The organism is Vibrio sp. CCB-PB317, assembly GCF_022808245.1.
Taxonomy (GTDB): domain Bacteria; phylum Pseudomonadota; class Gammaproteobacteria; order Enterobacterales; family Vibrionaceae; genus Vibrio; species Vibrio diabolicus.
Window position 1 is genome coordinate 1,307,660 of sequence record NZ_JALGNU010000002.1, and the last position, 19,058, is coordinate 1,326,717.

Below are 19,058 nucleotides of genomic sequence, written 5' to 3' on the forward strand. Positions count from 1 at the left end.
AACTTAATCATTACGCCAAATCTTATATCCGACCTCTCGCATTGCTCTTCCGAGCAGGTGGGAGGCGATTGGTGCCGTGAGAACGATAAACAACATCGTACCGATAACTCGGGAGATCACGGTGACTTCAGGGAGTGAGAAGGCAACCGCTAGTAGTAAGCAACTAACTCCGACGGTACCGGCTTTGGTTGCGGCATGCATTCGGGTATATAGATCTGGCAACCGCAACACACCTAAACTAGCGCTTAGGATCAATAACGTCCCTAAACATAAAAACAGCCCAATCAACACATCCATTATTCTTTCTCCTTCCTTTTAACGATCAAACGCGCAAATGCGATTGTGCCAAGAAATGCGACCAAACCTAATGTAATGGCGATATCTAACAAGGCATCCTCACCACTGTCTAAGGTGTAAACCGTAATAAAGCCGATGGTAATAAATGAAATCAAATCTAACGCCACAACTCGGTCAGCCAGCGTTGGTCCTAAAATTAAACGGAAGAAAGCCATAACAAAACTGAGTAATAGCCCTGCATAGGCAAAAGTGACACTTATTTGCAGCCAACTATCCACGCGTCACCTCCAAAATTCGATGCTCTAATCCGTTTTTAATTCCACGAATAACTGCTTCATGCTCAGGCGCAAACATTGCATGAACGATAAGATGCTTTTTATCAGGCGTAACGTCCAAACTGAGTGTGCCCGGGGTTAACGAAACCATATTCGCAAGTAACGTGATTTCAAGGTCGGAATCGACGTCCAAAGGGACATAGACGATATCTGGCTGGCTCAAATGCGTTGGCGTCACGACATCCCACACGACTCTTGCAACCGATATGATCATTTCATAAGCGAAGTACACCAGTAACTTTAATGCCGACGCAAAACGTCGAAAGTAGCTGGTTTTTAATCCAAATGGTTGGCTCAACCGTAAGGCAAAAAAACCGACCGTAAATCCGACGACAAAATTCAGACTCGAATAACTTCCGTTTAACATCATCCATGCTAATGCTAAGAAAAGATTGAGGAATAGATAGATCATAAATTTCCTCCCAATACCGCTCGAATGTATTCATTCGGATTTAACAGTTGTTCAGCGGCTTGAACAGAAAACTGATAAAAAGGCTCCGCCACCAAGCCTATGATCAACGTGAACATGGTCAATACGGCAATTGGAACGCAATACAACCAATGTACTTTGACTTGCAGAGTCTGTTCTGTTTTCTCCCTAACCGGCTTTTTCCAGAATGCCTCACTCCAAATTTTCGTCATCGAGTAGACGGTAAGCAGCCCCACCAACAGCGCGGTACCGGCTAACCAGTAATATTCAGCCTGTAAACTCGATTTGATCACCAAAAATTTGCCCCAGAAACCAGAGAGCGGCGGAAATCCTGCCAGAGAAAACGCAGGGACAAGAAACAAGAACGCTAACCAAGGCATTGCTTTATATACCCCTCCCAAATGTTCAAGTTGACTAGAGCCATATTTGCGCTCAATAAAGCCACCGATTAAGAACAAATTCGCTTTTACAATGATGTGATGAACAATGTAGAAAATAGCGCCAGCCAAAGCTAAAGGAGTGTAAATCGCTAATCCCATTATCATGTAACCTATTTGGCTAATGATGTGAAAAGAAAGAATTTTCTTAATGTCGAATTGACTTGCCGCCCCCAAAACGCCCATTAACATGGTGAGGCCAGCAATCCAAATCAAAGTCGGCTGCCAACCACTCTCGGCGAGCGGAAATACTAATGTGAAGACTCGTATTAACGCGTATACGCCGACTTTAGTAAGCAACGCAGCAAACAGCGCAACCACACCACTTGGTAAGGTGTGATAAGAAGCTGGCAACCAAGCAAATAAAGGAAATAGTGCCGCTTTGATAGAAAAGGCAAACAAAAACAAGGCGGACAACATCATGTTGATGCTCAATTCGCTCTCTCCCGCTTTGGTATAGAGATCGGCCAAGTTCAAGGTGCCAGTTGCGCCATACAACAAACCGATGGCAAGTAAGAACACTAGCGTCGAAATCAGGTTCAACATCACATACTTCACTGCCCCATCAATTTGAGTTTTCGTTGCATCTAATACCATTAAACCAAATGACGCGATGAGCATGACCTCGAACCAAACATACAGATTAAAAATATCTCCGGTGAGGAACGCGCCATAAACACCAGCAAGCAACACGTGCGTCAACGCATGGTAATTGCTATAGGAAGGTTTTCGGTGAAGGTCCGCCATGGCATAGAAAACACATATCGCACCAATCACTGCGGTAATCATCACCATGGCAACGCTGAAGTAATCTGCGACAAAGACGATACCAAACGGTGCTTGCCACTGGCCAAAAGCAACGGCTTGAATACCATTACTTATGATGTTTTCTGTGAGAAGGCCTGCGACAACAAGGTTCAAAATCGCACTTGCGCCACTTAACCACTCAACACTTTTTGTTGAGCGACGTACAAAGAAAATGGTCAGCGCCGTACTCAATGAAAGAACAACAGGTAACGTCAGCAAAATCGAACTCATTGACCCTCCTCAGAACGTTGCATTTCGTCGACGTCTGCGGTTCCAGAATCTTTATAAGCTCGATAGAACAACATTAAAGCAAAAATAAGTAGCCCAAAACCGATGACTATCGCGGTTAAAATCAGCGCTTGAGGTAATGGGTTTGCCGCGCCATCTGGTGGCAAAAGTGCATTATCGCCAATCAATGGCGGCTCTCCAGGAGTCAGCCTTCCCGCGGTAAAAATAGCAAGGTTAACCGCACTGCTGAGTAACATGATACCGAACAAAAGACGCAAGATATGCTTTTCCAGCATTAAGTAAACGCCTGCGGCGACAAATACTCCAACGACAACACTCCAGACTATTTCCATCACTCTAGCTCCTCATTAATACGAAGCAGCATCCCCATCACGCCACCTATAACGGCAAGATAAACACCAACATCAAAAACCAACGGCGTACCCAGTGGTATCACATCTTTCCACCACAACCCGGTTAAAAACGGTTTATCAAACGCAAAGCTCAAAGCTCCTGATATCAAGCTCAATGCAATGCCAGATAACGCAATGAAAAACGGCTTGAAATACAATCTAGAACGAACGTATTTCGGTGATTCCGCGAACATGAGAAGCGATAAGCCAATAACGGCAATCAATGCACCAATGAAGCCACCACCCGGTTCGTTATGACCACGTAATAACAGATACACTGAGAACACGAGCATGAGCGCCGCGACGATATGTGCCGTGGTTGCAAAAATTAATGATTGAATACGGTTTTGCTTTTTCGCTCTTGTCTTAAGCAAGCTCACTGCTGCAATCCCAGCAATGACAACGACGACAACCTCTCCCAATGTATCGAACGCACGAAAGTCGACCAGAATAACGTTAACAATATTGCGCCCATGCCCGCCTGGGACACTATTTTCCGCAAAGAAATCCGACACCGACGAATCCATCGGCTGGGACGTGATTCCTAACAAGAGGAAAGTAATCGAAACACCTATCACGCCCGCTATACAAGCATTCGCCACTTTGCGTTTTATTGAATGCTTGGGCACGGTGGTTAAACGCGGCATATGACGCATTAACAATGCTAAAAAGACCACCATTAATGTTTCAACTAACAGTAAAGTCTTCGCGACGTCCGGAGCACTGTAGATCATGAAAACAAGCGTGGTCATAAAACCAATCATACCTAGCGCAGAAATCGCAAGAAGCCTTGAGTGAGACAACGTACATACGATCGCTGCACCAATCAGCAATAAGGCAATGCCAATCTCATAGAAAGCCACGTTTGAAAGCTGTTCAAACAAAGGCAGAGGAATAAATGCTACCTGACCAAGCAAAGCGACGGCGAGTACCGTGAAAAATAGCAGAACATAACGACTCAACTTCTTTTGCTGCAACAGCGCCGTTTGCCACTTCGCCAGTGTCATCATGTCATCTAATAGTCGTTCAAAAACATTCTCCGCTTTGGGGACGAATAGATGTAACCGCTGAAAAAATGCAGACACAGTGGGATAAACACGGTACACCACATACCCCAATACTAGCGTGATAACGCTTAGGACTAGCGGTACATTCACACCATGCCATAATGATGTCGCTTTAATATCGGCTGCAGGCAGAATGTCAGCAGAGCCAGGAAAGATGATGTGGTGATCTAACCAATTTAAACCGACTAAAGGAACGATGAGACTGCCAAGTGCCAAGAGTAAAGGTGAAACCCACATAGCCTTTTTGGCCTCAATCGGCTTCGTTTCAATTGGCACGAGATCACGGCGAGCAAAGAATGGTCTCGCAATAAGCATAATGGTTAGCGCGACCATCAGTATATTCACGATTAAAAGTACAAAGGCGATCCAGTTATTGAGCTCTACGGCGGCTTTGTACATGTACTCTTTGCTCAAAAAGCCTAACAACGGCGGAAACCCAGCTTTCGACAATGCTGCCAAACTCCCCGCAACCATGCTGATGACGAGCACTGACTTCAAGCCGTACAGTTGTTCAATATCTCGCGTTCCTGTCGCTTTGTCGATATTCCCCACCACCATAAACAGCGCTGCTTTATAGAAAGAGTGAGCGAGAATAAACATCAATACTGCACTCACGGCCAAATCTGTGCCCATACCTAGTAATAATGTTAATTTCCCCAAAGCCACGTTCGTGCTATAGGCTAGCATCAGCTTCAAGTCAGTTTGTTTTAATGCGACAAACGTGCACCAAACGGCGGTGATACTCCCTGTGATCACTAAGGCATAAAACCAAACCTCGCTATGAGCATAAACTGGCGATAACCGCGCTAACAAGTAAATGCCCGCCTTTACCATTGTTGCCGAGTGTAAATACGCACTGACTGGAGTGGGCGCTGCCATCGCGTTAGGTAGCCAAAAATGAAACGGGAACTGCGCAGATTTAGTAAATGCACCAAGTAGTATGAGCACGAGAGATGGCATAAACCATTCATGCTGCGCAATCGTGTCTGCCTGCTCGATAATGGTATTTAGCTCATAACTCCCTGCCATTGCTCCCAGCAAGATAAGACCAGCTAGCAACGCTAGCCCACCAGCACCTGTAACGATCAACGACTGCAGTGCATTTTTTCGTGACGTTTTGTTTTCGTGATTAAAACCAATCAGTAAGTAAGAAGTGATGGTGGTGAGTTCCCAGAAAACAAATAACAACAGGATGTTATCGCTCATCACAATCCCTAGCATGGCAAGCATGAATAGGGTTAGGTATAAATGAAAGGAAAATCGGCTATAACTCTCTCGTAAGTAAGCCAAAGCGTATATTTGGATCAGTGCGCCAATCCCACTGATCAGCCCGGCAAAAAGGAACGACAAACCATCTAACCTAAAGCTGAAGTTAATATCGAGGCCTGGTATCCATTCCGCATTCCAGCTTACGCCTGCGGGTGTGTAGATGTAAAAAAGAAAAGAGAAGATTAAAATTGGCAGCACAGGGAAAATCAGTAAGACCAACTGATTATCGGGATTTTTCGGCAGGTTTTCTTTACCCGTTATGCTATTCAACATCGCAGCCCATTCATTTTTATAAGAAAGTTCGCCCTATTTGGCGCAAAGATAAAAAGCTCCACTTGATTGTTTTAGCCCAAGTATTTCAAAAAAGATCATAAAACCAAGGGATAAGTAGCAAACAGCAATCACTGAATGCTACTTAAAGGAACGTTAATACAAACAGCTACTTACTGTCCGCTACGGTGTAAGAACGTAGATCACTACTTACGTGTTCTCGACTGAATGTGTATGGATTATCGTCATCAGTTAACTCGAACGCATCGTAGGTGCAGTCACCGATATCATTTCTCGGACAAACATAAACGTTCGAACGTTCTATCATTTCTGTGTGGCATTTCGGGCATAGGTTTTTCATGTCACTCTCCTCTGATAACTTATTGATACACTGATAATTCCATGTTCTAGAACTCCGTCTCCCTCCTTTACCTAAAACAACCACTTAAACCCAGGTTTGTTACACACCAATTACTGAATCGGCGATACAAAACCATCGGGCTTAAGAGCGACCAAACTACAGTTTATAGATTGCAAAATGTTTTCAGCCGTATTACCAATGACGTAGCCAGATATCCCAGTTCTCGCTAAGGTACCCATGACTAGAACGTCCACTTCTATGCTTTCTACGTAATCCGGGATTTTTTCATCAGGCTTTCCGTGTAAATGATGAATCACAATTTCACCCGTAATCCCCGACTCTTCCAGCAGTTGTTGTAGAGCTTGTTTATGATCGGCTTTTGCTTTGTCGAGTTCATGTTTCAACTCAGCATCGTCGACTTGAATCCAAGCATTGTCATGTAGGTAATTCTCTAAGTAATATTCCCAGCAAGAAATCACATGTAAACGACTGTCACAGGTGTCGGCTATTGAACGAGATAATTCAAGTAAACGCACCGCTAATGAGTGCTGTTCATCGCTCGCCGTTAACGGATCTATAGCAACAGCCACACGGCGTTTGTCTCTCGGCTTATCAATCGGTCGGTGTAACCATAATGGACAAGGACATTTGCGTAACAGTGTCATATCAATAGCTTTGAAACCCTCAGCGCCTTCACCGAGTGGTTCAGCTTCTTTGATGATAAGATCTTTGTTGTCAGCTAATGCTTCTTTAATGATACAGACAGCGGGTTTTTCACTGCTTTTCACAGTAAGAGGAAATGCCAGATCATCTTCAGAAAGATCGAGCTTCTGTCTGTATTCCTGAATGCTTTGTTTGAGGGAGTCTTGCAGCGATTGCTCATAACTTTGCTGATACTGGAGCATATCCGCGGGGAAATCGGGGCACGCAATTAGCCCTGAAACAGGTACTTTGTTGCTGGATGCGATCCTCATCGCTTGTTCGAGCGCCTCACTATGACCAGGCAATCCTTGTGTTGCAAAAAGTATGTTCGCGAATCGTTTCATACACACCTCCTTGTTTGGTTAAATATTAACCACCCACAAAGTATAATACCTAACGGATAATTGTAACGGCTTGTGACGTTGATGAAATCAATTCTCATTAAGCTATGGATATTGCTTCATTTTGCTTTACGTCACCTTCTCCTTTTCTTTACGACTGTGGCCCGCTGACCCCAATAGAGCTACATACTAAAAATTGAGACCAAATAAAAACCCAAATTACTCAAAGTTTTTTCTCACCTTGAGTAACTTGGGTATAAGCAATAACACACTTAGGCTACGGACTTAAATGGGTAACCTAAATTTTCATACGACTTAGTTGAAAGATGCCATATCAATCACGAATCAGTGTGCAAATATTCACAGCCCTAATGATCCAGAAGTCGCTGTAAATTAATGTTAAGGTTGCTGTTTTGTTGGTGCCAAAGCAATTTCGCGAACACATACACCTTGCGGTTGCTGATAAGCAAACAGCACTGCTCGTGCAATATCGTCGGCTGCCAACACGCCCCCCATATCCTCTTTCCAAGCATCATAGCCATCTTTAATATCTTGAGACGTAGTATGTGAAAGTAATTCAGTTTCCACTGCGCCAGGTGCAATAGTCGTAACACGAACATTCGATGATGCGACTTCTTCACGTACGTTTTCAGAAATCGCATGAACCGCAAATTTGGTACCACAGTAAGCGGCATGATCAGGAAATGTTTTCTTGCCCGCAATAGAGCTGATATTAATGATCGTACCACTGTTACGCGCTTTCATCGGTGCTAAAACGGACTGCATGCCATTTAGCAAGCCAAGTACGTTCACATCAAACATGCGCTTCCACTCCGATGCGTCCTGAGTATCTATCTGGCCTAGAAGCATAACGCCTGCGTTATTTACAAGTGCATCTACCGGACCATACAACGCTTCTGCTTTCTCAATTGCCGCTTCAAAAGAAGCTTTATCGGTCACATCTACCTTTTCACAAAGCGTATTTGGTAAGTTTAATGCTTCTAAACGTTCTACACGTCTTGCTAACAAAAGAAGAGCATGGCCCTGTTCGCTGAAATGACGTGCAATCGCTTCACCAATGCCTGAACTAGCGCCTGTAATAACAATTAACTTTTTCATTTTGAATCCTTAATAGAACGGTTTACCTCAATGGCGATAAGTTTAAGAAAACTTTGTTTGTTGATATATACCGACCTAGTTGAAACACTGTTGTTATACTGCAACAATACTTTTTTGAATTACGCAGAAGTCATCATGCAAACACACATCAACCTTGCGGATATCCGCTCTTTCGTCCTAATCGCTCAACTAGGAAACTTCACGAAAGCAGCAGAGCAACTTGGCGTTTCTCGCTCACACGTTTCACGTCAAATAACAAATCTGGAACAACAGATTGGTGCCACTTTGCTACAAAGAACCACTCGAACACTGAAGCTCACCGAAGCAGGCAAGGTTCTGTATAAACAGTGTGAAACCGCCCTTCACAATATTGATCAAGCTGTTATGGCAGTGATTGATGATGTAGAAGAATTAAGAGGCGAAATTCGTATCAACTGCGTGGGGGGTTATTTAGGGGAAGACGTTGTCGCAGATATCGTTGCTCAGTTTCTAATCCAACACCCACAAGTGAACATTAACTTAGATTTTAGCAGCCATCGTGTCGATTTAATCGCGGATGAATTCGACATCGCTTTTCGAATGGGAAAGTTAGACGACTCCAACTTTATCGCTCGCAAACTGATTGATGTGGAAATGGGGACGTACGCAAGCCCAAGTTATTTAGAAACACATGGCTACCCTTCGCATCCAAAAGACTTAGAAAAACACATTTGTTTGACAGGTAGTGTGACACGCTGGGCATTCGAGAACACAAATACAAAGCAGTCAACGGAACACCAGATACGTGGACAGTTACGATGTAAGAGTGGCAGAGTAATGATAAAAGCAGCGTTGGCGGGAAATGGTATCATCCGTGTACCAGCACTTTATTGCCAACAAGAACTCCAGACAGGCAAGCTAAAAGAAGTGTTTACCGACTGGAGCATTCCGAGTGTGGAGTTTTCACTCCTTTACCATCACGACCGACATCAACCAAAACGCATCCGAGCCTTTATTGACTTTGCTACTCAATATTTTCGTCAACTGCCGAGTAAACACAAGTAACGTGCTCGATAGCATTTCACTATGTGAACCAATATATACGGAATCTATAAAGCCCAAATTTGTACTAAAGAAATACGTAAGCATCGTGATGTTTTAAGGTCTAGTTTTCATAAACATTAGCGGTGTTTGCCCAGTTTGCTTTTTGAAAAATGCAATAAAAGCACTGTCTGAAGAAAACTCCAGCCAATCAGCAACGGCGCTGACTTGCATTCCCGTTGATAACAATTCAACTGCTTTTAAGAGCCTCCACTGTTGACGCCAATCTTGATAATTCATACCCGTTTCCGACTTAAATAATCGTGTTACCGTCTTGGTACTTGCCCCCACTTTGCTTGCAAGAGTAGTAAGCGAAGGAGCGAGAAATGAAGGTTCAACCAACTCCCGGCGAAATGTTGTTAAGCGCCGATGTGATGGCAAAGGCAACTGAAACGAATAACGTTTCGCAGCATAAAACTCCTCCCAGAAGAGTGCTGTCGTATTTATCATCTCGCTCTTACGCTTATCCCACTCCCAGAATGACATTTTATCAATGAGGGCTTGGAGTAAAGTATTCACTTCTATCATCGTGATCTTACTCGGACACGCAAACACCTCACAATCAAAATACAAAGATCGATACGCAACCACATTCGTCATCAGTGCGCGATGCGGCGTATTAGGTGGGATCCAAACCGCCTTTGTCGGGGGCAGAATACAAATCGAGTCCTTCAGAGCAAAACTCATACAACCTTGAGGTGCGTACAACAATTGCCCTTTCTTGTGCTGATGCATACCCGAGTCGTGCTTGCCAATATCCGCAGCAATTCCCACTACACAATTAGAAATTTTGTCTGCGTCAAACTGTGTTTCTTCGTCAATAAGTGCCATTTTGTCCGAATGTTGATGTATTTGGTTTTTATGTTGTTATTGGCTCAATCATAGCCTCATTTATACTGCCCGCCAACTTCATTAACAATGGGTAACAATATGAATACTAAGCCCTCTTTATGGCTCATGCTGGTTATGTTGATGTTTCCGCAAATTGTAGAAACCATCTATAGCCCAGCGTTGAGCTCAATCGCTCTATCATTTGATGTAAACCACGCACAAGCAGCACAAACACTGTCGAATTACTTCCTAGCGTTTGCCATTGGCGTCGTTGTTTGGGGAGTGCTCGCAGATAAACTGGGAAGAAGGCCTACCATGTTAATTGGGCTCTTTATCTATGGTTTTGCGTCTTTACTCGCAACTCAAACCGAGAGTTTTGCTGTTGTCATGGCTGCGCGGGCCCTGAGCGCATTTGGTATCGCGGTAGGCTCTGTTGTCACACAGACCATGCTTCGTGACGCGTTTGACGGTCAAGAACTGAGTAAAGTCTTCAGCTTAATGGGGATGGGTATATCAATCAGCCCGGTAGTAGGCATGCTATTAGGCGGGCAGCTTACAGGGCTTGGTGGATATCGTTATGTATTTTTCGCTTTATTCTTAATCGCGTTAGTATTGCTCGCTTATAACGTTATTAAGCTTCCTGAAACACAGAAAGAACAGACACCAGTACGGTTGCGTCAACTTAGCTGGAAAATGGTAAGAGACGCGCGAATTTGGCGCTCAGGATTACTGGTTGCTTTGTATAACATTGCTCTATTTTCTTATTACCAGCTTGGCGCATTTACTTTCTCAGCACTTGGGTATAGCTCCGAACAATTTGGATATAGTGGCATGGTACTGGGGTTAGGCACTCTGCTTGGGAGTTATTTAAACAAATCCCTAGTGTCTAAAAATGTTCGAAAAAGCCAACTACTTTGGCTCTCAGCAGTATTGCTTAGTTTGGGATCAGTCGGTGTGTTGATTCTGAGCCAATCAATCTGGTTTGTTGCTCCAATGGTGTTAGTCGTCATGTCTTATGGGATTGCGATACCCAATATACTCAGTGACGCACTCGTTGATTATAAACAACAGGTAGGTAGCGCAGGCGCTTTATTTGGGCTCATGTACTACATCATGATCGGGACGGGATTAGCGATGGCTGGAACAGCACAAAACTTAGGTGTCGTTCTATTAGCATGTAGCTGTTTAGCGATTTTATTAGCGTTTTCTAAAAGGCAAGTTCATACCAACTTGTGACCAGATACTACGCATTGCTTGCCTAATCTTCCGAAGATTGGTCTACATCTTTTCTAACGGTTAACTAAAACGTAAATAAAAAGCGCCTGTCGGCGCTTTAATTATCCATAGATCTTATTGCCATGTTGGCTCGCCAAACTCTTCACAACGTTGCTTGTCGTAATTTTCAATGCGCCCGCGTTTACCTACAAACTGAACCTGAACAACCATTCCAGCTTCAACATATTCACTGAAATAATCGCAAGAAACACGAAAACTAGTATCGCGTATCACAATTGGTACCCATTCATAGCCGCCGCTGCGTGGTAAGTAAGACTTGAAGGTAATGACACCGTCATCTGAAACGTTGATTTCTTCATCATATTCATTCAACTTATAAAAACGTTGTCCATCAAACTCTGCCTTTGCTTTTTCAATTATTTCCTTCGTTGCTGTCGATTGCATCGGCGTATTTGACACCAGTTGACACCCAACAACAGATGTCAATACGGACAAAGCCAAAGCGAGTTTAGTTATTTTATTCATTTACCTAACCACTGTATAATTATTCAACACTTACCATTTTAAAAGGAGGGAGACCATACTTTATTTTAAAGAAAATAAAAAGCGCCTTTCGGCGCTTTTTATCTGAACATTTCTTATCCAAACATCTCGAGTAAATTTTCTAGAAAAGCTAACTCTTTATTAAAATGAATTTTATTTAGGCTCTCACTGGAATCTATTGCTATTTAATCCCAAGCTTCAAACTCATTGGGCTTTACGTGTTTTATTTTTAATCTAACGTTGGGATCCAGAGCTGTTTCAGTTTCCAATTCACAGTAGTACTCAACAGCATTTTCATCTTCAATCATGTCAACGGAGTTAGCAACGACACTCAACCGCCCACCACCTCTAGTCAATGAAAAATACGCATTCTTGTTTTCATTTACTTCAAACTTCAAAGGAATGAATTCAGGTTCTTCAAAAGAAATATCTATCCATTTATAGTTATCTAAACTCTTCCCTTGTCTTGGAGTATAAACTGTTTTCAACCCATTTTCGTCAACAAAAAAATACATCGAATTCTCGGCTTGATTAAAGCAAGCTTTCAAACTGCCACCTTTATTTTCTAAATCACATGTGAATACGGTGGATTCTTGATCACAGCTTGCACTTACAGAAAGTGAAAGAGACAAGGACGATAAAAAGCTAATGATGTTTATATTCCTAATGAACAAGGAGCCCCCTCATCAAACATTCAAGAGTCACGCGCAAGAACCAGAGGATCGTTATAAGCTAACACATCTATTGTAAATTCAGTGAAACTCCGGTTCATTTGGGTCTTGAAATTGTTCAGGAAATCTTTTGATTAGTTCTTCTTCTAATATCACCGAGCCTGATGATTGACCTCCACCAAACGTGTTCAGCTCGGAAGTCTCTTCGCAAGATGAGCTAAATACAAGCTCACTACCTTTATAAACATGCAAGCTACAGTTATCAGCTAAATAACCGATACTATATCTGTAATCCCCTGAATAGAAAAAAATATTCCTACCTTGTAACTTACCAAGTCTTATATGATAACTTAAAAACTTACCTTTTGGGGTTTCTGCACTTTTTGGGTATTCTAATTCTACTTTATCGCTTGTCCCATATCGATACTTTACATAACCAGTACTTGGACTTCTATGCCCAGCCCCACACAAGGAAACATATTTTCGGTTCTCTAACTTTGCATTAAAGTAAATGTCCTCGTTGCTCTTACACAAAGTGACTGTTGTATCGCTTAGTTTTTTGTCTATCTGTGGGTGTACTGCTAAAACTGGGAAGCTTATTATGAGAAAGCTTGACATAGCATGAAGTTTAATATTTTTTATCATTAGTTAAATACCTTATTTTCCCATAAAAGTTTGAAGTTTTCTCTACGCTTCCGGTAAGATTTATTGCTAGTATAACGGTTTACCTTACGTGTTATTTCATTCACAACTTTATCGTTGGCTCCTTTATCTGCCCTCTCAGGACCTTTAATATCTAGCCAAAACCAAGCAGCAGAGCGAGTCGCATATTTAGCCTCTAATATAAGCTCTGGTGTATTTAAAAAATCTACGACGTCCAATGGCCACTCTGATTGATTTTGTAAATGCCATTTATTGAAACGCTCATAATTGTCTCTGCCGGTAAGCTGTTTTAATCCACGCCCCCTAAAAATCCACCCATCATCAGTTGTCAAAAAATCACCATTCTTCATTTCGCTTCTGCCTCCATACATAACGTTAAACAATATCCTTTTGTCATCAAGAGTAGGAGAAGTACCATCTTTTTTAACGAATTTACCATTTTTCTTGTCTGCGATACCGTGAACATCAATATAGCGCTTACCTGCATATTTAGGGTGATCTAAAGGATATCGACGTGACCTAGCAGTATTAAATTCTGATGTATCCAGCGTAGAAATACGATAATTGGTATATTCAGCCATATTTAGGCTCTCACCGGTTTCTTGCATAAGCTGAGCAAAAAAGTGTGTTCTACGTAAAGGCGTATCTAGCTTATAAAAAAGCATGTGATCATTTAGTTCATTAACAATACCTTGTAAGACATCCCGCTTAGAGTCTTTAACTTCAGGGTATACCTCTTGTAGCATTTCTAGAGTAAACTTAAAGGCACCTTGAGTTTGAGGAATAAAAGGCCAATAATGCCAAAGACTCTTATCATCGCTTAGTTGCAAATCACCTTGTAAATCTTGCATCCATGAGAACTTATCTGCTCTTTCCAGTTCGAATTGCGAGAAAAGATCAAAGCTATCCATCACTTGATCGCGCCATGGGGAGTTACGGTAGTCCTCTATAGTCACAAAACCAGCGGAGCACTTAATATCTAGATCTTCCTTTGCGGTCTGATGGATTGATTCATAAAGACTTTGTGACGACTCTGTATGCCAATCTGTAGGATGTTTCACAATAAATCGCTCAAAGTGTTTACGCTTACCGTCTAAGTATACTTTGGCATCGCGAGCAGTGAACGAGGAGAAGTCCGTTACTTGATCTTCTGTCACAGATTCAAGTAATTGCTGAATAAACGAATTACTCATATCAACGGCACCACTACTATCGGATCCATCGAGAACGACCAGTGGATTTTCTTCCGCATTTTTGGGAGAAATCTGTTTTTTGAAAAATTCGGGCGGCTCCTCAAAAGAAAACATCTCGATATGCACGCGATTATCGTCTTTCTTAGTTCCTATTGCATCGTTGCTGTACTCGTGCAGTCCCATGTAGCCGATATCTTCCCCAGCTGAAACTTTTATTCCCTCTCTAAATAAGATCGGGAGTAAACAAACCACACTACCGTCCCTAATCATTGCCGCGTTGTCCGACATCCATTTAGGTTCTGAAACTGGTTCTGATAGGACAGCAGAGGAATCTTCTAAAATGTCAAAGTCACTATTGAGACCCGAAGCAAACCAAACAATCTTGTTTAACAGTGCTTTTTCGCTACCACTTGCCGATTCACCATTCTCTACCACACGGCACTTTATCATTTTGTAGGTATTTTTGCCGATCTGGTATGGGTGGGTTTCCTTCTCTTCAGCATACAAGTATTCAAGTAATGTCCCTTTAGACATCGACCGTTTTTTTACTTTTACGCTAGAGTTAGTAGGCACATCACTATGTTCGAAAATGCGTACATTACGCCTTTCTTGTAAGCGATAACGCGTGTTTATTGATGAATTAGCGCCAATATCTGAAGGTGGCGCAAGGTGCATATAAAGTGTATAGAATTTAAATACATCTTCACTATCTTCGGGGTTTACAGCCTCATGCTCGATAAGCACAAAGTTATTACTGTATTTAAACTCTTGCTCTTGGTACGTTGATGTTAGGTAATCAGGATTTATGCGAAATGCCACTATTTTTCCATCAAGCATCGCTTGAATAGGTCTGAGCCCTTTCCCCCACGGTAACATTTTTGATGTTAAGTGAACGCCACTATGCCAACCATATCCTTGTCCTATTAAGTAACGACCACTCTTAGCTTGAGCAAACAATTTCGTAAAATCACTGAGCGTGTAGTAAGCGTCACCTTCTCGTTGCGCTATCGGAAAAACTGCATCCATGATTTAAATGTCCTAGTCAGAAAAGTTATCGTCAAAAGTGACAAATGATGGGCGGTTCAAGTTGTTTGACTTCGTGTACACCACCGCATTAACCCTACCTAAATTAGTAGCAAAGCTAGATTGGCTCGCTATATTAACGGTACTCCCAAGGGCCATTGCCGATATAGAGATTAGGGTGTCATTTTTGGTCTCGAAAATTTGGCTAATGACGTCAGGAAGTGCTTGTTTGAAGTGGTTAAGTGCTTTTGTATAACCGTTTATACCCTCTTCAACAGAACTCAATGATCTTGCAGAAGCTTGGCTTTGTATGAAATCTAAACGACCGATGATTTCACTGTTTAGCTCATCGATGTATGAACAGATTTGATTGTTTATCAACGTCCATAAAACAAACTGCAAATACTTCACAGTGTTCCCAGTCCCTAAAAAGCGAAGCTTCGCTAATAATTCATAGGGAGGCTCAAACACATCAGCTTGATATAAGACTCTCAATATATCGCCATTTTCGTGCACTTGCTCCAAGAGCAGTTCAACTAAAGGTTCATATTTCTCTAGCGCAGTAGTATCAGTTTGGATGTGATAAAGTGCCGAAACATAAGCATCAGAAAAATCTTTAGAGTGATTTTGACTAATCGCATAAGGAGACGATATACGGCTTTGCTCTAACACAATATCTTTAAAGTCATCATCACTGAAGGATGGGGACATCAATATGCCCCAGTCATTAGCAACCCCAACACGATCTTCCCAAAATGGCGAGCGGCGACCTGCGACAAACGTACAAAAATCATTCGGATCAGGGTAAGTTTCCGTAACAATATTTTCAGTTAAAGATTGGTTCGGGGTGTAAGAGTCTTGAGTTTCGCTGAGCACTAACCTGCATTCTTTTAGAGCGAGACCATTAACAGATGCTTTTCCGCTAGAGCCCAGCACTCCACTCCCAATGACAGCACCTGAAGGTTCGACTAAAGAAAATTGTGCATTAGAGTAAGGGAGCCCATTTGGATATTTGCATTCTATATCCAGCGTATACGTCCCTTCCTGCTCTTCAGTCACAGAAACCGATGGGTTTTGTGCGCCACCCAAACACATAGTGTTAGCTTTATTCATGGTCATTTGATCGGACAGGCGACATACGCCCTTACCTTCAAATTTAACCGTTGGTGAGGCTGAAATGAATTTCGCTTCGGCTTCTATCGTGCCTGAGGCAACGCCTTTTCTGTCACCGCCCGCATCGCCAGTACTTTTTGAGAACGTACTGCCCTTGATAGCGACACTGTTACCGCCATCCATAGAGACCGTCGTAGTCCCACCTGCAAGGTCTGCTGATTTAGCATTGTTGCCATAAGGGATAGGAACGACTGGCTTGCCGACCTTAGTTAAACAAACATCTGGGAGCGTTGCATTCGCTTCACCACCTGAGCCTTTATGAACTATCGAAAGTCCATTCGCACCAACTGTTACGCCCATAACCAATCCATTTGAATTTTATTGATTGAATGATAAAAGAGATCGCAAACTGCAATCTCTCTAAATAACTAGTGAATTTCACTAAAAGACCAGTGATATTCACAGCAAACCTTAAAACTGGCAGAAGATCTCATTTTTAGATTTCTGGTTATCTATACACTTCAAGCAGTTGCTGGAATTTTAAGTCTATGACGATGTAGGTTGCCGCATACATAAGCGCAAACGTAATCGCACTAAGACTCAAGATCAGCTTGGGTGAAATTACCCTTTTTAACGGCTTCTTTAGGTATTTAGCTTTAAGGTTGATTAAAGAAACTTTTTCTTGTTCTGCTAGGCGGTCATCTCGCACTAATCGATAAATGGTGCTGCCAATTTCCGCTAACTTTTCGTTACCACGCTCTTCACGGCCGTACTTGCCTTGGAAACCAAGTTGGAGCAATAAATAGAGAAACTCTATAACGTGACGGTATTTGCGAGGGTCGGCTTTTAAGCGGTCGAGAATAACGAAAAACTTGTCACCACCAGATGTTTCGTTATGGAATTCAGACAGTAAGCTGTTCTGGCTCCAGTGACTATTTGCCCCCCATTCTTGCCGACAAACAGATTCATCAATCGCCGCACACAAGCAGTAACGAATAACAAGAACCGAAGCACGATCGAGCTCCATTTCATTAAGTTTTCGTTCACCTTTTCGAATCTCACGTGCCACTTGTTCACGAAATGGCATCGGGTCATCAAGCCAAGGGATCGAAGACATACAAGACAGACTGGCGATCAACCATGAGAATTGATCTACCAGCGGGTTAATACCCATGTTGTCGATAGATAGATCTTGTACTGCGATGTTTCTCGATAAGTCAGGCGCTGGCATTACCTCCATTGGTTTGCCAGGCTCTGGTTGGAATAAGACTACGGTGACGTCTGTTTCTGCGTAACTCATAGACGAACGGCCCAAAGTTGCAATGATAAGTTAGCGAAATCGCCCGCAACGTGAATCGCAATCGCAGCAGTGTTCTTCAATGCCATCCACTCTTCGCCCGTTTTATCGAGCTCGAAATAGGTGTAGCCAGCGTGATACGGCAGCGCGCGTGGCACAACTGGCATTGGTTTGATCTCAATCCCAGGCAGTTGAAGGTTAATCAAGTCACGTATGTTATCGATAGAACCGATCTTCGTTTGGCTGACAAACTGGGTATGCAGAACATCCAAGGTCACGTCGGCTTTAACTGCGAGGATAAAGGTTGTCGTATCAATGATCTTATTGTCAGGGATTGCTGCCGTTCTGATGCCATAGTTCTGATCTTTTAAGGTCAGTGGAATTGCTCTTTGCTCAGACATCACGCTCAATGTCATTTTCGCACTGTCTAGGACGCGAGAAAGACAGCTAGTAAGATCACCATGATTGTACTTCGTAAACTCAATAGGTCGGCGTGTCGTTGAGCACAGCGTCGAAAGCTCACCCTCTGCCTGAAGAAGAATTCGATACAAAGACTCAGGATGCACAGCTTCTGTGCTGGCGAAATGCCAAAATAAGGGTTCGTATCGGTTGAGCGCTTGCAATAGCATAAAGTCAGAAACCGATGATACGCCTTGTTGATCCACCACCCCTAATCGCTGGACTATCGATTCCGCGCGATGCTTCAACATAGAAGCAAACTCGGTCGCAAATTTACTCAGTACTGTCGACGCATGAATATCGATACAGGTAGGAATGAAACTATCATCTAAGATCACGCTGCCATCAGGCTTCACTTCTGAGATCTTTAAGATCGGAATAGACGTGTAAGCACTCTTATCTTCATGATCGTACATTAAGCAAAAGTTAAGCTTACCGACGACGATATTTGCCATGTCTTCCGAATCATAACAAGCGTCAACCGCTTCTTGAGATTCCATCGTATAGCGCGCACCGTCTTTTTTGGTACCAAACAACTCAGAACGTTCCGATGGTAACGGACAGCACAAATAAACGACTTTATCGGCAATCGAAGGATCTACATCTTTCACTTCTGGTAGTTCAGCGAGCAGTGGAAGTTCAAATGGCGTGCGGTCCTGTAGGATACCTTCTGCACGCGTAATACCAATTTTACCGAGGGCTAGCAGTTGTGAATTTATTTCCAAACGCTTAATCCCCCAATGTAAAGGAGATGCGTTGCTGCTCAACATACTCGACAGTTTACTTTGCGAACGATCGAGTTGTTGAAAATGCTGCGGCTTCATGAACATTCCATCTTGCCAAACAACTGGATTGTATAAAGACATGTTTCTA

General features: G+C 42.8%; 18 protein-coding genes and 1 pseudogene. 2 read left to right on the plus strand and 17 right to left on the minus strand.

Annotated elements, in window-relative coordinates; translation table 11 throughout:
- Nucleotides 1-3 precede the first annotated feature (3 nt).
- The 9 genes from mnhG to MTR11_RS14960 all read right to left on the minus strand — a co-directional run bounded on the left by mnhG (nucleotide 4) and on the right by MTR11_RS14960 (nucleotide 8,076).
- Entirely contained in the window at nucleotides 4-297 is a 294-nt protein-coding gene (gene mnhG, locus MTR11_RS14920; RefSeq protein ID WP_243327952.1) for a monovalent cation/H(+) antiporter subunit G, read from the minus strand.
- Nucleotides 297-575 (minus strand): cation:proton antiporter, encoded by a 279-nt coding sequence (locus MTR11_RS14925; RefSeq protein ID WP_005392606.1) that lies wholly within the window; start codon nucleotides 573-575, stop codon nucleotides 297-299. The genes mnhG and MTR11_RS14925 overlap by 1 nt, the downstream gene beginning before the upstream one ends.
- The gene (locus MTR11_RS14930; protein WP_145534735.1) at nucleotides 568-1,044 is read right to left on the minus strand and encodes a Na+/H+ antiporter subunit E; all 477 of its coding nucleotides are present in this window, start codon (nucleotides 1,042-1,044) and stop codon (nucleotides 568-570) included. Before MTR11_RS14930 ends, MTR11_RS14925 begins: the two co-directional genes overlap by 8 nt.
- Nucleotides 1,041-2,537, minus strand: a complete 1,497-nt coding sequence (locus MTR11_RS14935; protein ID WP_243327953.1) for a Na+/H+ antiporter subunit D — start codon at nucleotides 2,535-2,537, stop codon at nucleotides 1,041-1,043. The genes MTR11_RS14930 and MTR11_RS14935 overlap by 4 nt, the downstream gene beginning before the upstream one ends.
- Nucleotides 2,534-2,887 carry a Na+/H+ antiporter subunit C gene (locus MTR11_RS14940; protein ID WP_167427378.1) on the minus strand — a complete coding sequence of 118 codons (354 nt, stop codon included), beginning with the start codon at nucleotides 2,885-2,887 and terminating at the stop codon, nucleotides 2,534-2,536. Before MTR11_RS14940 ends, MTR11_RS14935 begins: the two co-directional genes overlap by 4 nt.
- Nucleotides 2,887-5,556, minus strand: coding sequence for a hydrogen gas-evolving membrane-bound hydrogenase subunit E (gene mbhE, locus MTR11_RS14945; protein ID WP_243327954.1), 2,670 nt, complete (start codon nucleotides 5,554-5,556; stop codon nucleotides 2,887-2,889). Before mbhE ends, MTR11_RS14940 begins: the two co-directional genes overlap by 1 nt.
- 166 nt (nucleotides 5,557-5,722) lie before the next feature.
- A complete protein-coding gene (locus MTR11_RS14950) occupies nucleotides 5,723-5,914 on the minus strand; it encodes a hypothetical protein (RefSeq protein ID WP_005392611.1) in 192 nt (63 codons plus the stop codon).
- A gap of 110 nt (nucleotides 5,915-6,024) precedes the next feature.
- Nucleotides 6,025-6,960, minus strand: a complete 936-nt coding sequence (locus MTR11_RS14955) for a universal stress protein (RefSeq protein ID WP_046875927.1) — start codon at nucleotides 6,958-6,960, stop codon at nucleotides 6,025-6,027.
- 396 nt (nucleotides 6,961-7,356) lie between these two features.
- A complete protein-coding gene (locus MTR11_RS14960; RefSeq protein WP_046875926.1) occupies nucleotides 7,357-8,076 on the minus strand; it encodes an SDR family oxidoreductase in 720 nt (239 codons plus the stop codon).
- Between the two features lie 135 nt (nucleotides 8,077-8,211).
- Between MTR11_RS14960 and MTR11_RS14965 the strand changes: the two genes are divergently transcribed.
- Complete coding sequence (locus MTR11_RS14965) at nucleotides 8,212-9,120, plus strand: LysR family transcriptional regulator (protein WP_243327955.1); 909 nt, start codon at nucleotides 8,212-8,214, stop codon at nucleotides 9,118-9,120.
- A 93-nt stretch (nucleotides 9,121-9,213) separates the two neighbouring features.
- On the opposite strand, the gene MTR11_RS14970 is transcribed toward MTR11_RS14965, so the two are convergent.
- On the minus strand, nucleotides 9,214-9,987 hold the full coding sequence (locus MTR11_RS14970) for an AraC family transcriptional regulator (protein WP_243327956.1): 774 nt from the start codon (nucleotides 9,985-9,987) through the stop codon (nucleotides 9,214-9,216).
- A 99-nt stretch (nucleotides 9,988-10,086) separates the two neighbouring features.
- Between MTR11_RS14970 and MTR11_RS14975 the strand changes: the two genes are divergently transcribed.
- Complete coding sequence (locus MTR11_RS14975) at nucleotides 10,087-11,223, plus strand: multidrug effflux MFS transporter (RefSeq protein WP_243327957.1); 1,137 nt, start codon at nucleotides 10,087-10,089, stop codon at nucleotides 11,221-11,223.
- A gap of 114 nt (nucleotides 11,224-11,337) precedes the next feature.
- On the opposite strand, the gene MTR11_RS14980 is transcribed toward MTR11_RS14975, so the two are convergent.
- The 7 genes and pseudogenes from MTR11_RS14980 to tssK form a co-directional block, all read right to left on the minus strand.
- On the minus strand, nucleotides 11,338-11,748 hold the full coding sequence (locus MTR11_RS14980; RefSeq protein ID WP_006741077.1) for a hypothetical protein: 411 nt from the start codon (nucleotides 11,746-11,748) through the stop codon (nucleotides 11,338-11,340).
- A gap of 203 nt (nucleotides 11,749-11,951) precedes the next feature.
- Nucleotides 11,952-12,440 (minus strand): hypothetical protein, encoded by a 489-nt coding sequence (locus MTR11_RS14985; RefSeq protein ID WP_243327958.1) that lies wholly within the window; start codon nucleotides 12,438-12,440, stop codon nucleotides 11,952-11,954.
- A 78-nt stretch (nucleotides 12,441-12,518) separates the two neighbouring features.
- Entirely contained in the window at nucleotides 12,519-13,082 is a 564-nt protein-coding gene (locus MTR11_RS14990; RefSeq protein ID WP_243327959.1) for a hypothetical protein, read from the minus strand.
- Complete coding sequence (locus MTR11_RS14995) at nucleotides 13,082-15,319, minus strand: glycoside hydrolase family 19 protein (RefSeq protein ID WP_243327960.1); 2,238 nt, start codon at nucleotides 15,317-15,319, stop codon at nucleotides 13,082-13,084. Before MTR11_RS14995 ends, MTR11_RS14990 begins: the two co-directional genes overlap by 1 nt.
- Nucleotides 15,320-16,308: 989 nt before the next feature.
- Nucleotides 16,309-16,789: pseudogene (locus MTR11_RS24220) on the minus strand (DUF4150 domain-containing protein); the annotation flags it as partial.
- A 148-nt stretch (nucleotides 16,790-16,937) separates the two neighbouring features.
- Nucleotides 16,938-17,729, minus strand: a complete 792-nt coding sequence (gene icmH / locus MTR11_RS15005; protein WP_006741083.1) for a type IVB secretion system protein IcmH/DotU — start codon at nucleotides 17,727-17,729, stop codon at nucleotides 16,938-16,940.
- Nucleotides 17,726-19,051, minus strand: coding sequence for a type VI secretion system baseplate subunit TssK (gene tssK, locus MTR11_RS15010; protein ID WP_243327962.1), 1,326 nt, complete (start codon nucleotides 19,049-19,051; stop codon nucleotides 17,726-17,728). The genes icmH and tssK overlap by 4 nt, the downstream gene beginning before the upstream one ends.
- Nucleotides 19,052-19,058 lie beyond the last annotated feature (7 nt).